The 14,402-nt window shown below is 40.9% G+C and carries 14 protein-coding genes; 11 read left to right on the forward strand and 3 right to left on the reverse strand.

Annotated elements, in window-relative coordinates; all coding sequences use genetic code 11:
- Positions 1 to 41 precede the first annotated feature (41 nt).
- Complete coding sequence (gene rpmA / locus ACQK2H_RS18320) at positions 42 to 299, reverse strand: 50S ribosomal protein L27 (protein WP_425392832.1); 258 nt, start codon at positions 297 to 299, stop codon at positions 42 to 44.
- Between the two features lie 6 nt (positions 300 to 305).
- Entirely contained in the window at positions 306 to 617 is a 312-nt protein-coding gene (gene rplU / locus ACQK2H_RS18325) for a 50S ribosomal protein L21 (protein WP_425392833.1), read from the reverse strand.
- Positions 618 to 1,035: 418 nt separating this feature from the next.
- Between rplU and ACQK2H_RS18330 the strand changes: the two genes are divergently transcribed.
- The 3 genes from ACQK2H_RS18330 (at position 1,036) to ACQK2H_RS18340 (ending at position 5,291) form a co-directional block, all read left to right on the forward strand.
- Positions 1,036 to 2,028, forward strand: a complete 993-nt coding sequence (locus ACQK2H_RS18330) for a ribonucleoside-diphosphate reductase small subunit (protein WP_425392834.1) — start codon at positions 1,036 to 1,038, stop codon at positions 2,026 to 2,028.
- A 36-nt stretch (positions 2,029 to 2,064) separates the two neighbouring features.
- Positions 2,065 to 4,461, forward strand: coding sequence for a ribonucleoside-diphosphate reductase subunit alpha (locus ACQK2H_RS18335; RefSeq protein WP_425392835.1), 2,397 nt, complete (start codon positions 2,065 to 2,067; stop codon positions 4,459 to 4,461).
- Between the two features lie 134 nt (positions 4,462 to 4,595).
- Entirely contained in the window at positions 4,596 to 5,291 is a 696-nt protein-coding gene (locus ACQK2H_RS18340) for a hypothetical protein (RefSeq protein WP_425392836.1), read from the forward strand.
- Here ACQK2H_RS18340 and acs read toward each other — a convergent pair.
- On the reverse strand, positions 5,288 to 7,183 hold the full coding sequence (gene acs / locus ACQK2H_RS18345; protein ID WP_425392837.1) for an acetate--CoA ligase: 1,896 nt from the start codon (positions 7,181 to 7,183) through the stop codon (positions 5,288 to 5,290). The genes ACQK2H_RS18340 and acs overlap by 4 nt on opposite strands.
- Positions 7,184 to 7,340: 157 nt before the next feature.
- Here acs and rpsT point away from each other — a divergent pair, with 157 nt between their 5' ends.
- The 8 genes from rpsT (at position 7,341) to ACQK2H_RS18385 (ending at position 14,396) form a co-directional block, all read left to right on the forward strand.
- Positions 7,341 to 7,592 (forward strand): 30S ribosomal protein S20, encoded by a 252-nt coding sequence (gene rpsT, locus ACQK2H_RS18350; protein ID WP_349563746.1) that lies wholly within the window; start codon positions 7,341 to 7,343, stop codon positions 7,590 to 7,592.
- An 82-nt stretch (positions 7,593 to 7,674) separates the two neighbouring features.
- A complete protein-coding gene (gene radC / locus ACQK2H_RS18355) occupies positions 7,675 to 8,367 on the forward strand; it encodes a RadC family protein (protein WP_425392838.1) in 693 nt (230 codons plus the stop codon).
- 264 nt (positions 8,368 to 8,631) lie between these two features.
- Entirely contained in the window at positions 8,632 to 9,228 is a 597-nt protein-coding gene (locus tag ACQK2H_RS18360) for a DUF1684 domain-containing protein (RefSeq protein WP_425392839.1), read from the forward strand.
- Between the two features lie 70 nt (positions 9,229 to 9,298).
- Positions 9,299 to 11,710, forward strand: a complete 2,412-nt coding sequence (pheT, locus tag ACQK2H_RS18365; RefSeq protein ID WP_425392840.1) for a phenylalanine--tRNA ligase subunit beta — start codon at positions 9,299 to 9,301, stop codon at positions 11,708 to 11,710.
- 2 nt (positions 11,711 to 11,712) lie between these two features.
- On the forward strand, positions 11,713 to 12,009 hold the full coding sequence (locus tag ACQK2H_RS18370) for a hypothetical protein (RefSeq protein WP_425392841.1): 297 nt from the start codon (positions 11,713 to 11,715) through the stop codon (positions 12,007 to 12,009).
- 15 nt (positions 12,010 to 12,024) lie between these two features.
- Positions 12,025 to 12,309, forward strand: coding sequence for a cell division protein ZapA (locus ACQK2H_RS18375; protein ID WP_425392842.1), 285 nt, complete (start codon positions 12,025 to 12,027; stop codon positions 12,307 to 12,309).
- Positions 12,310 to 12,373: 64 nt separating this feature from the next.
- Positions 12,374 to 13,939, forward strand: a complete 1,566-nt coding sequence (gene rny / locus ACQK2H_RS18380) for a ribonuclease Y (RefSeq protein WP_425392843.1) — start codon at positions 12,374 to 12,376, stop codon at positions 13,937 to 13,939.
- 64 nt (positions 13,940 to 14,003) lie between these two features.
- Positions 14,004 to 14,396, forward strand: a complete 393-nt coding sequence (locus ACQK2H_RS18385) for an NINE protein (protein WP_425392844.1) — start codon at positions 14,004 to 14,006, stop codon at positions 14,394 to 14,396.
- The last annotated feature ends 6 nt before the right edge of the window (positions 14,397 to 14,402 follow it).

Genomic DNA, 14,402 nt, shown 5'->3' on the forward strand with positions numbered 1-14,402 from the left:
AATAGCAGCTAGTCAAAAATCTTAAAAAAATTCGGGAATTATTAAGCAGATGGATCTACGCTAACGTAGGATCTATCTTTTTTTCCTTTATGGAACTTCACCACTCCATCAGCCAATGCAAATAGCGTATGATCTTTGCCTAGACCTACGTTATTTCCCGGGTGATGCTTTGTTCCTCTCTGGCGAACTATGATGTTTCCAGCTACAGCTTGCTGTCCACCGAAGATTTTTACACCGAGTCGTTTACTTTCTGACTCTCTTCCGTTTTTCGAACTACCTACACCTTTCTTATGTGCCATGAGATTTTATCCTTTAATGTCTTCAATCAAAATTTTAGAAAACTGCTGACGGTGACCATTTTTCACTCGGTAGCCTTTTCTTCTTTTCTTTTTGAACACGATTACTTTATCGTCTTTTACATGCTCAAGAATTTTCGCAGAAACTTTGGCTCCTTTAACAGTAGGTGCTCCTACCTTCACTTTGCCATCATTATCTACTAGTAGTACTCTATCAAAGTCTACTTTAGCACCTTCCTTACCCTCCATTAGTGGAGCGTAAAGGAATTTGTCTTTCTCTGCTTTATATTGCTTCCCAGCTATGTCTACTATCGCGTACATTTTATCTTCTTTTGAAAAAAGGATTGCAAAGATACCATTCTAATATCAATATCCAAACATAGAGTGCGTATAAAATTCAGGGAAAATATTTTTTATTTTTTTTTAACTTTTTTTGACCCCTATTTCTGCGTGTTTTCATCAAAGTAGCAATTACAAAATTGCAACCTAAACTACTAAAATACAACTCGTTATAGTAAATATTTAATATCCAAATCACACCTTCCGTACCCGTAATAACTGCTTGGAATTTCGCGTCGTTTTTAACACATTTGTAGACAAGCCGCGAGAAAAAATAAACCACTCTTAGGGCTGTATCCCGAGACTTAAAAAAGTTTTTAAAAGCATACTAAAAACAGTACGCTTAGGGGTTTTTTATTGTTTGTGGATTAGATAAAAACTATTCGTAAAGCAGGAAATTATGAGCGAAACAGCAGCACATGTAGAAGAACCCATTCTAAAAGAGAATAAAGACCGATTTGTTCTCTTTCCAATTCAGCATAATGACATCTGGGAGTTTTATAAAAAAGCTGAGGCTAGTTTTTGGACTGCCGAAGAGATTGATCTAAGTCAGGATCTCAAGGATTGGAGTAATACAATGAATGATGATGAAAAGCATTTCATCAAACACGTGCTGGCTTTCTTTGCTGCCAGTGATGGGATCGTGAATGAAAACCTCGCTGAAAACTTCGTTGCTGAAGTACAGTACACAGAAGCTAAGTTTTTCTACGGATTCCAAATAGCCGTTGAAAACATCCACTCCGAGACTTACTCATTATTAATAGATACCTACGTAAAAGATCCGAAAGAGAAAGACTACCTCTTCAATGCAATCGAAACCATGGATTGTGTGAAGAAAAAGGCTGACTGGGCACTTCGATGGATCGATGAAGGATCTTTCCCTGAAAGACTCGTTGCTTTTGCAGCAGTAGAAGGAATTTTCTTCTCTGGTAGCTTCTGTAGTATTTTCTGGCTTAAGAAAAGAGGCTTAATGCCAGGACTATCCTTCTCCAATGAATTGATTTCCAGGGATGAAGGCCTTCATTGTGATTTTGCATGCTTATTATATAATAATCATGTAAAAAATCAGCTTCCGAAAGAAACTGTTCAGGAGATCATTAAGGATGCTGTAACAATTGAAAAAGAATTTGTAACAGATGCTCTCCCGGTAAAACTAATCGGGATGAATTCAGATTTAATGTGTCAGTACATCGAGTTTGTTGCCGATCGATTGCTTGATGAGCTCGGATGTGACAAAGTATACAACTCAACCAACCCGTTTGATTTCATGGAAATGATTTCCCTTCAGGGTAAAACCAACTTCTTCGAAAAACGAGTGGGCGAGTACCAGAAAGCCGGAGTAATGGATGGAGATAGCGGCAAATCCAAATTCTCACTAGATGAAGACTTTTAAAAATAATTATTGTAATCACCTTAGCACAATAGCCTTATGTTAGTAGTAAAAAGAGACGGACGTAGAGAATCCGTAAAATTTGACAAAATCACAGCTCGAATCGAAAAGCTGTGTTATGGTTTAAATGCAGACTATGTAAAGCCTGTAGAAATTGCCAAAAAGGTAATCGATGGGTTGTATGATGGGGTGTCTACCATCGAACTGGACAACCTTGCTGCTGAAACCGCAGCGACAATGACTACACGTCACCCTGATTTCGCAAAACTTGCCGCAAGAATTTCAATCTCTAACCTACACAAGGTTACAGAGACATCATTCTCCAATACCATGAAGAGAATGTATGAGTACATTAATCCGAAAACAGGTGAAAACGCTGCGCTTCTTTCCAAGGAAGTGTATGGTATCATTCGTAAGAACGCAAAAACGTTGGATGATGCAATTGATTACAATAGAGACTACAACTACGACTATTTCGGCTACAAAACATTAGAGCGTTCATACCTGATGAAACTTGACGGCAAAATTGTGGAGCGCCCACAGCACATGCTTATGAGAGTTTCTGTAGGTATTCATGGTGAGGACATTGATTCAGCTATAAAGACATATAATTTGATGTCAGAGAAGTGGTTTACACATGCCACTCCTACCCTTTTCAATGCAGGAACACCGAAACCACAGCTTTCTTCTTGCTTCTTGCTATCCATGCAGGATGACAGCATTGATGGTATTTATGACACATTGAAGCAGTGCGCAAAAATCTCTCAATCCGCTGGAGGAATTGGTCTAAGCATTCATAATGTAAGAGCTACAGGCGCATACATTAAAGGCACCAATGGCACTTCCAACGGAATTGTGCCAATGCTTCGAAACTTTGATATGACCGCTCGTTATGTTGATCAAGGTGGCGGTAAAAGAAAAGGAAGTTTTGCTATCTACCTTGAGCCATGGCATGCAGATATTTTCGATTTCCTTGATTTAAGAAAAAATCATGGTAAGGAAGAAATGAGAGCAAGAGACTTGTTCTATGCTTTATGGATTCCTGACCTTTTTATGGAGCGAGTGGAAAGCAATGGAGATTGGACAATCATGTCACCGGACGAGTGCCCAGGTCTTTATGAAGCTTATGGCGAAGAGTTTAAGGCGCTTTATGAAAAATACGAGCGCGAAGGAAAAGGCAGAAAAACCATTAAAGCGCAAGACCTTTGGTTTGAAATCCTTGAAGCTCAAATTGAGACAGGCACACCTTATATGTTATATAAGGATGCGGCCAACAAGAAGTCAAATCAGAAAAATCTTGGTACCATCCGATCCAGTAATCTATGTACTGAGATCATGGAGTACACATCAAAAGATGAAGTTGCTGTATGTAACCTGGCTTCTATTGCTCTTTCAAGATTTGTTATCGATGGAAAGTTTGATCATCAGAAGCTTTATGAAATAACCAAAGTAGTTACGAGAAACCTGAATAAGGTGATCGATGTGAACTACTACCCGGTAGAGGAAGCAAGAAACTCCAACATGAAACACCGCCCTATCGGTATTGGGGTACAGGGACTTGCTGACACATTCCTCCTGCTGAAAATGGCATTTGAATCTGAGGAAGCTAAAAAGCTTAACAAAGAGATATTCGAAACCATTTACTTTGCTGCAATGGAAACTTCCATGGAAATTGCAGTGGAGGAAGGTCCTTATGAAACGTTTAAAGGATCTCCGGTTTCTAAAGGTGTGTTCCAATTTGATATGTGGGGCGTGACTCCTGATTCCGGTAGATGGGACTGGACAGATCTTAAGCAAAAAGTGAAAAAGAACGGAGTAAGAAACTCTCTGCTTCTAGCACCTATGCCAACAGCCTCTACTTCTCAGATTTTAGGAAACAATGAGTGCTTTGAGCCTTATACTTCTAACCTTTATCTGAGAAGAGTGCTTTCTGGTGAGTTCATCGTGGCTAACAAGCATCTGATGAAGGAACTGATCGATCTTGGACTTTGGGATGAGCGTATGATGAACCGTATCAAAGCAGAAAATGGATCCATCCAGAACATCCCGGAGATTCCGGAAGAGATTAAGGAAAGATACAAGACTGTTTGGGAAATTTCTCAGAAAGCGATCATCGATATGTCTGCTGACAGAGGTGCATACATCTGTCAGAGCCAGAGCTTGAACATCCACTTACAGGATGCCAACTTTGGTAAGATGACTTCTATGCACTTTTACGCCTGGAAAAAAGGTCTTAAAACAGGAATGTATTACTTGAGAACCAAAGCAGCAACAGATGCAATCAAGTTTACCGTTTCAAAAGAAAAACAAGAGCAGCCAAAGGAAGCCATAGCCGCACAGCAAACGGACGCTCAGACACAAGCACAGATTGATCAACAAGCAGCCATGCAGTGCTCGCTTGATAATCCGGATGATTGCGAGATGTGCGGCTCTTAAAGTAAATAAGTGTAATTCTTTTAAAGCCCTGTCGCTGTAAAGCAGATGGGGCTTTTTATTTGCGCTTACATTGAAACATCCTATTTATTCATTAAATAATTATGTAAATTGATCGCTGACCAAAATCATACATCATGAAAAAAATACTCATCCTAATATTTTCTATTAGTACACTGGCCTTGAACGCTCAATGTGACAACTCCTTTTTTCCATTTGAAGAAGGTGTGAGCTTTGAGCAAACGACCTATGATAAAAAAGGGAAAGTTCAGGGAAAAACATTTAGTGAAATTGTTGTAATAGATGAGTCTTCTGCCTCTGTTAAGAATGTCATATACGATAAAAAGGGCAAAGAAGTGGCCGATGGGGAGTACACAATTGTCTGTGAAGGCAATACCATCAAAATGGATTTCAATAATTTCATTCCGGAGGGAATGTTGGATCAATATGGAGATGCAGAAGTCACTGTAGAGGGTGATTTTATAACTATTCCGGCCGATCTCGAAGAAGGGCAATCGCTTCCTGATGGGGAGGGGAAAGTAACTATCGAAATGACTAGCGCTGCAGCTATGAATATCACCATGGATATGAAAATAACTGATCGCAAGGTAGAGAAAATGGAAACCCTGGAAACCCTAGCCGGTTCATTTGAGACATTCAAAATAACACAGACTACCACCGTCACTATGAAAATGATGGGGATGAACAAAACCACAGAAAGCTCATCAGCCTCTTGGTTTGCCAAGGGTGTTGGTATGGTGAAAAATGAGAATTACAATAAAAAAGGAGATATGGTTAGTTACACCTTGCTAACTGAATTCAATAAGAATTAATGCGCTCCTTTTATTATCTCATCAACAATTTCAGGGTTGAGAAGAGTTGAGGTATCTCCGAGACTGTCGGTCTCTTTACTGGCAATTTTCCTCAATATTCTTCTCATTATTTTTCCTGAGCGTGTTTTAGGTAAATCAGAAACTAACTGAATGTGATCGGGCTTGGCGATAGGTCCGATCATTTTATTTACTGTTTGCCTTATTTCCTCTTCCAATCCTTCGGATTCTGCGATAACAAACGCATAAATACCTTGTCCTTTGATATCATGAGGGAATCCAACCACTGCTGACTCAATCACTTTTGGATGCTCATCAATCGCATTTTCCACTTCTGCAGTCCCCATCCTGTGCCCGGATACATTTATCACATCATCTACCCGTCCCAAGATTCTCAGGTATCCATCATGGTCTCGTTTAGCCCCATCACCGGTAAAGTATTTATCCTTATAAGCAGAAAAGTAGGTGTTCCGGCATCTTTCATGATCTCCATAGGTCGTTCGTAAGATTGAAGGCCAAGGAAACTTGATGCATAAATTCCCTTCAACATTATTTCCTTCAAGCTCATTTCCTTCAGCATCTACAATTACCGGCTGAATTCCCGGTAAAGGAAGTGAAGCATGGGCCGGCTTATTCGGAGTAATTCCTGCCAGCGCTGATATCATAATACCTCCTGTCTCTGTTTGCCACCAGGTATCAACCAACGGGCATCTTCGTTTTCCTATATGTTCATGATACCAGTGCCACGCTTCTTCATTGATTGGTTCGCCTACAGAACCAATGACATGTAAAGAATCCAATTTGTGTTTCTCTATCGGTTCCAGACCATGTGCTTCCAATGCTCTGATTGCAGTTGGTGCAGTATAGAATTGATTGACCTGATGCTTATCACACACTTCCCAAAACCTACCGGCATCCGGGTAGGTCGGCACCCCCTCAAACATCATGGTTGTCGCGCCGGCAAGAAGTGGCCCATATACAATATAGGAGTGACCGGTGATCCATCCTACATCAGCAGTACACCAGTAAACATCTCCTGGTTTATATTGGAAGACATTCAAAAATGAATAATAGGTATAAACCATATATCCACCGCAGGTATGAACCACCCCTTTTGGCTTGCCAGTAGAACCCGAAGTGTAAAGGATAAACAACATATCCTCAGCATCCATTTCTTCTGCATCGTGTTGATCCAAAACATCCTTGATAGCGTCATGCCACCATACATCCCGACCGGTTTTCATAGCCACATCAGACTTTGTTCGCTGAAATACGATTACTTTTTCAACGCTGTTGCTCTTTTCCAATGCTTCATCCACTACTCCCTTTACATCTATTTGCTTGGAACCTCTGAAATTTCCGTCAGATGTAAGCACCATTTTAGCCTGACAATCATTGATGCGGTCCGCCAGAGCACTGGAAGAGAATCCTGCAAATACAACAGAATGCACAGCCCCTACTCTTGCACATGCCATCATCGCAATTGCTGCTTCGGGCACCATAGGCATATATATGATTACACGGTCTCCTTTCCCTACTCCATTTGCTGACATTGCATTTGCAAACTGACAAACACGGCTATGAAGCTCTTTGTATGTTATTGCTTGTGATTTTTCCTTAGGGTCATTTGGTTCCCACAAAATTGCAACTTGATCCCCTCTATCATCCAAATGCCTATCCAGTAAATTTTCTGTGATGTTGAATTTACCATTAACAAACCATTTGACATCCGGTCCTCTAAAATCCCACTCCAAAGTTTTATCCCATTTCTTCTTCCAGACAAAAGAATCAGCTATTTCTGCCCAAAAACCTTCCGGGTTTTCAATACTTTGATCATACTTTCTGGTGTATTCACTAAGTGAGGATATGCGATGGGGTTTAGTAAAATCATTCATAGGTCTAAATCTAATAAACGTGCATCTTTGTGCCACAGAATGTGACAGCATTCCGCCAAAAGAACTGATCTTAATTTCTCTTTGGGAAAAGCTTTTACATTTCAAAAGAAAAATCCTATCTTTGCCGTCCTAAATTTTTGGAATACAGAATAGCGTTATGGCAAACCATAAATCAGCACTTAAGAGAATCAGAAGCAACGAAGCGAAAAGACTGAGAAATAGATATCAGCATAAAACGACGCGTACGTTCATTAAAAGACTAAAAGAGACGACTGATAAGAAAGCAGGCGAAGAGCTTCTAACTCAGGTTGTTTCAATGGTGGATAGACTAGCTAAGAAAAACATTATCCACAAAAACAAAGCTGGACACCTTAAGTCACAGTTGACTAAGCACGTAGCTGGTCTTTAAGACTTTATAAAAGATATTTTTTTACCCTGTGTGAGCAATTGCACAGGGTTTTTTCATTTTGAGGTTTTAATTTACAAACGGAATGGAAGATAACCGTTTGACAATAAAGCGATGGGCAGAAGAAGATCGTCCAAGAGAAAAACTCCTTTTAAAAGGAAAGGCGTCACTTTCAGAAGCTGAGCTCATTGCCATTTTGATAGGCTCAGGAAATACTGAACAAACGGCAGTAGAGCTCTCACAGCACATTCTCAGTCAGTGCGAGTACAACCTGGCCAACCTTGCCCGTCTTTCGGTTAAAGACCTTCAGAAATTCAAAGGTATTGGAGAAGCTAAAGCAATCTCCATTGTGGCAGCACTTGAACTAGGCAGAAGGCGAAAGGAATCCGAGCCGTCCAAAAAAATCAAAATCACTTCATCACACGATGCATTTCAGGTGCTTCAGGGTGATATGATGGATTTGAATCATGAGGAATTCTGGTTGCTCTTATTAAAGCGAAACAATGAAGTGATCAAAAAAGAGATGCTCAGCCGGGGTGGTGTTTCCGGAACAGTGGTTGATGCGAAAATTATTTTCAAACGTGCGCTCGAGGAAACGGCCAGTGGCCTCATTCTCGCACACAACCATCCCAGTGGCAATCTAAAACCCAGTCAGGAAGACATCAATCTGACAAAGCGCTTAAAAGAGGCCGGTCGATCGCTTGACATATCCATACTTGATCATCTCATTATTACGGATCATTCATTTTTCAGCTTCGCTGATGAGGGACTTTTGTAGGTTCTTCAACCCACCCCTACCCCTCCAAGGAGGGGATTTTAGCCATTTTCTTCTTGTTATTACTTCGACTGACGTTAAGTTGAATTTCATCTTCCTCCTCACAAGTCATTCCAGTATGGAATCTTTGGGTTTCATAGAAGTTGAGCTGACTTATATGTAAAGACTCCATTCTGGAGTGACCTTAACTTAGTAGCATTGGGAGAGCGTGGGGAGGGGACATTAATAATGTTTTTATTTGTTGTTGGAATTAATAACTAGTTAAAAATGAAAAAAGCCTGGCTTATCCTTATCCCGATTGCACTAGTCGTATTCTTTATGATGCGCTCCGGAGGGAACGATGAAAGCTACTCGCAGGAGATCGATCAATTTTGGGAAGACAGGCATGACTTCTTCAAAACGTCAGAAGCAAGCCCTTTTGTCCAAAAGGATGTTGACTATAAATCGGTCGAATACTTCGAGCCCAATCCGGAATACAAAGTAAATGGAACACTGAACCGGTTTACCAAGCGAGAAACACTCAAACTAGGCAATAGCGACGGTACCACAACCACCTATCTCAAGTTTGCTGATGTACAATTCAAAATCAAGGGTCAGAAATGCTCATTACTTATTTTAAAAGCCCTGGGATTCGGCAACCAATACCTATTGGCATTCGGTGATGCCACCAGTGGAGACACTACTTACGGTGGTGGTCGCTACCTGGACGTAGCAATTGGAAAATCAGATCAGGTTACACTGGATTTTAATAAAGCCTATAACCCCTACTGTGCCTATTTCGATGATTTTACTTGTCCCCTTCCCCCTCGTGAAAACCTTTTAGATGTTGCAATCGAGGCAGGTGAAAAGAATTATCCTTATTAGGTCATCAAACCCGACACACAGCTTAACAGATTCCTTATTTTTGCTCTCTTAAATTCAGAGATAGAGTAGAATGAAGATTTCGTACAATTGGCTGAAAGAATACATCAACTTCAAAGAAACGCCGGAGCAACTCGGAGACATCCTAACCCAAACAGGTCTGGAGGTTGAAGGCATTGAAAAAGTAGAAAAAATTCCGGATGGATTAAAGGGGATTGTTATAGGGGAAGTCATGTCCTGTGAAAAACACCCTAACGCAGATAAGCTCAAAGTCACTAAAGTAGATATCGGTGCTGATGAACTATCGGATATCGTATGTGGAGCTCCCAATGTAGCTGCCGGACAAAAAGTACTAGTGGCAACCGTTAACTCAACCATCCACCCTACTAACGGCGAGCCATTCAAAATCAAGAAAGCCAAGATCAGAGGAGAGGTTTCTGAAGGAATGATCTGCGCAGAAGATGAGCTTGGCTTGGGCACAAGCCATGATGGCATCATGGTGTTGGATACAGACAAGCCCAATGGCACACCTGCAATAGAACTCTTTGAAACCGGTGAGGATCACGTCTTTGAAATCGGGCTGACCCCAAACAGAGGGGATGCCACTTCTCACATGGGTGCAGCCAGAGATCTGAAAGCATATTTTAGAAAGGATTTAAAGCTGCCTGAGATCAAAGATTTCAAAGTAGATGTCGATGAGCCCATTGAGGTGGTAGTTGAAAACACCGAGGCATGTCCAAGATACTCCGGCATTACTATTCGTGGAGTAGAAGTTAAAGCCTCCCCTGACTGGCTGCAATGGAAGCTACGATCGATTGGCTTAGAGCCAATCAATAACATTGTAGACATTACCAATTATGTATGTCATGCGATTGGCCAACCCATGCATGCTTTTGATGCAGATAGGATTGATGGGAATAAGGTTCTGGTGAAAACACTTCCTAACAAAACCAAATTCACAACGCTTGACGAAAAAGAAAGAGAGCTTCACGAAAAAGACCTCATGATCTGTAATGGCAAAAGTGAAGGCATGTGCATTGCTGGTGTGTTCGGAGGCACCAAGTCAGGAGTGACAGCATCCACAAAAGATATCTTTCTTGAAAGTGCATACTTCTCTGCAGACTGGGTGAGAGCCTCTGCTCAGCGACACACACTATCCACTGATGCCTCTTTTAGGTACGAGCGGGGCACAGATCCTGAAATTACGATAGAGGCGCTGAAACTTGCTACTACGTTAATTCTGGATATCGCCGGAGGAAAAGTTTCTTCCGAAGTAGTTGATATCTATCCAGAACCGATCAAAGAAAAGAAAATTGATATCACTTTCCAGCATTTCCATTGGTTGATAGGCAAGTCATTGGATCACAAGCTGATCATTGACACTCTCAATGCTTTGGATATCAAAACAGAAGATATCACTAAAGAAGGCTTTAAAGCCATAGTGCCTGCTTATAGAAGTGACGTGACACGTCCGGCAGATTTAGTGGAAGAAGTGCTTCGAATCTACGGGTTCAATGAGGTAGAACTTGACGAAGACTTCTCAGCTGACTACCTGGCTGAGTTCAATGAATTTGAACCATACCGAGTGCAGGAGGATCTATCGAGATTTTTAGCCGGAAATGGTTTTTCTGAAATCCTTACCAACTCATTGACTAGCCCGAAATACCATGAAAAGTTTCCATTAGGTGGTGAGCCGGTTGAAATGCTGAATCCTTCAAGTGAAGAATTGACCATCATGAAAACATCTCCAGTGTATACAGCATTGGAGTCTGTAGCATATAACATCAACAGAAGAAACCCGAACCTCAAGTTCTTTGAGTTTGGGAGGTCTTACAAAAAAGAGGAAGGTGAATACAAGGAAACCGAATGGCTATCTTTTTACCTGACTGGAAACACCTTGGAAGAAAACTGGCTGGATGAGCCCAGAAAGAATTCTTTCCATGACCTCAGCACTGCTGTAATGGGAATGCTGAAATACGCCGGCATTCGGAAAACAGAAATTGTGCCTTCTGAGAAAGGGACGCTTTATGAGTACGGTGTGGTAGTCAAGAAAGAGGGGAAAATGCTCGGCCTACTTGGGAAGCTAAAAAAAGAATTGGTTTCCATTTATGGCATAAAACAGGATGTATTTCATGCACAACTAGACTGGGATACAATCCTTAGTGTCTACAAGTCCGATATCGCTTACGAGCCGATTCCTAAATTCCCGGAGGTGAAAAGAGACCTTTCTTTGGTGCTGGACAAAAGTGTATCTTACGCTGACATCCAGCAACTTGCCTTCAAGCAAGAGAAGAAATTATTGAATAGAATGAACCTTTTTAGTGTGTACGAGGGGGATAAGATAGAAAAAGGAAAAAAAGCTTACGCAATTAGTTTTTTTCTTCAAGATAAATTCAAAACTTTAACAGATAAACAAATCGATAAAAGTATGAATGCACTCATGAGTCTTTATGAAAAAGAGCTGGGTGCTGTAATACGTAAATAAAGATGCCAAGCGAAAAATTATATCGTGAATTTCAAAATCTGGAGCGAAAAATTCAGCTGGTGCTTAATGAAAATAAGCGCTTAAAGGATGAATTGAATCACGCCAGAGATGAAAATGGCATACTGAAAGAAAAAATGAAGACTCATGAGAGTAGTCTAAATAGCTTTCAGAACAAAATGAATATCAATAAATTAGCAAATAACATGGTAGTCAGTGAGGGAGATTCAGTACAGCTGAAAGAGACGATAGAAGGCTACATCAAGGAGATAGATAAATGTATTGCCCATTTGGCAGAATAAATAAATGACATCCGAATGGCAGAACTATCCATAAAAATCAGAATTGGGAACAGGGAGTATCCCATGAGAGTGAAAGCGGAGGATGAAGAACGAATTCGAAGAGCAGGAAAATTATTAAATGAGAAAATAAAAAATTACCAAAATCAGTTCGGTATCGATGATACACAAGATCTGGTGGCCATGGTAGCTTTTGATTGCCTTGTGGAAAAGCTAAAACGTGAAGAAGCTTCAGAAGCTTCAGATGACTTTGCATTAGGTGAAATTTCTAAGTTAAACCAGCTCATAAGCAACTCTATCTGATATATCGCCCTTGATTTAGATATGCCTGACTGTCCTGTTATTTGATACACTCAAATACACACAGATGGACACCACAATAATTATCGTAATTGCTGTCGTTGCAGGAGCTGTTATTGGCCTTTTGCTTGGCAGATCAATGCAGGGCAAAACTGCCAGCAAAAAAGTAAAGGAAGCTGAAGAACAAAGCAAGCTTATCCTCAAAGAGGCTGAGGTTACTGCTGAAAGCATAAAAAAAGACAAGATTCATGAAGCCAAAGAGCAGTTCTTTAAAATGCGGAGTGAATTTGAAGAGGAGTCGGCTCGAAAGAAAAACATCCTCATCACCAATGAGCAAAAGCTAAAACAGAAAGAGAACAACCTGAATAAGCAATTTGAACAGGTGAAGCGAAAAGAAGATGAGCTCAACAGCTTGAAGGAAACGCTCGCTAATCAAATGGAGATCGCTCGTCAGCGGAAGGAAGAGTTTGAAAAGATGCAAAAACAGCAAGTAGCTATACTTGAAAAAGCCGCAAATCTTCCTGCCGAAGAAGCGAAAGCGCAACTGATGGAGGCATTGAAAGATGAGGCCAGAACCAGTGCTTCTGCCCACATTAAAGAGATTGTAGAAGAAGCGAAGATGACAGCTACCAAAGAAGCTAAAAAAGTTGTGGTTGAAGCGATTCAGCGAACTGCCACAGAGCATGCCATCGAGAACACGGTCTCTGTTTTCAATATCGAGAGCGATGACATTAAAGGGAAAATTATTGGTCGTGAGGGACGAAATATTCGTGCTCTGGAAGCTGCCACCGGTGTAGAGATAATCGTAGATGATACGCCAGAGGCAATCATCATTTCTGGATTTGATCCGGTAAGAAGAGAGATCGCAAGGCTTTCCCTTCATCGATTGGTACAGGATGGAAGAATTCACCCAGCCAGAATTGAAGAGATCGTTAATAAGACCTCCAAAAATATAGGTGATGAAATTGTGGAGATCGGAGAGCGAACCGTGATAGACCTGGGCATCCACGGACTGCACCCGGAATTAATTAAGATGGTGGGTCGCATGCGATTTAGATCCTCGTACGGTCAGAACCTTCTCCAGCACTCGAGAGAGGTAGCCAATCTATGCGCTACGCTCGCATCTGAACTAGGGCTAAACCCTAAACTAGCTAAGCGAGCAGGATTATTACACGACATAGGCAAAGTATGGCCGGATGAGCCGGAAAAACCACACGCAATCATAGGTATGGAGCTGGCGCAGAAGTATAAAGAAAACGCTGAGGTTTGCAATGCAATAGGTGCACACCACGATGAAATTGAGATGACTTCTATGATCTCCCCTATTGTACAGGCTTGTGATGCCATCTCCGGATCACGCCCTGGAGCCCGACGTGAGATTATGGAACAATACCTGAAACGATTGAAAGACCTGGAAGGGATCGCTCTCAATTTTGATGGTGTCAATAAATGTTACGCCATTCAGGCCGGAAGAGAACTCAGGGTACTTGTAGATGCTGAGAACGTAGATGATAAGCACGCAAGTGACCTTTCTTTCAATATTTCTCAGAAGATCGAAAAAGACATGCAGTATCCGGGTCAAATAAAAGTGACTGTGATACGTGAAACAAGGGCTGTAGCCTTTGCGAAGTAGAAAATTTCAGACATATTTTTTAATGCTGAAAGTTTTTATTTAGCTTCATAAAAAAATAAAACACATGAAAAAATTACTATTTACACTTTGCTTAACGTTAGGTTTTATTTCGTATTCATTTGCGAATTCCTATCAAATAAATGATAACGCGGTAGAAGATCTACTGGAAAATTCGGAGCAAATTAACCCATTTGAAAATGGTGCTGAAATGGCCAATATGATGTCAGTTCAAGCGGCTGATCCAAATGTGTGGATTGCTTGTGTAATTGACTTCTTCTTAGGAGGTCTTGCTATTCACAGAGTATACCTTGGTGGTACTTGGGTGCTTATCTTGGGTTATTTCTTCACATTTGGAGGAATCTTCGGAATTATCCCATTTGGAGATCTTATTGCTTTGATTATCAATAGTGATGACATCAGCAAGTATGTTGGCAGCAATGCTTTCATCATGTGGTAAATAACC

This window comes from Ekhidna sp., from assembly GCF_965228795.1.
Taxonomy (GTDB): domain Bacteria; phylum Bacteroidota; class Bacteroidia; order Cytophagales; family Cyclobacteriaceae; genus Ekhidna.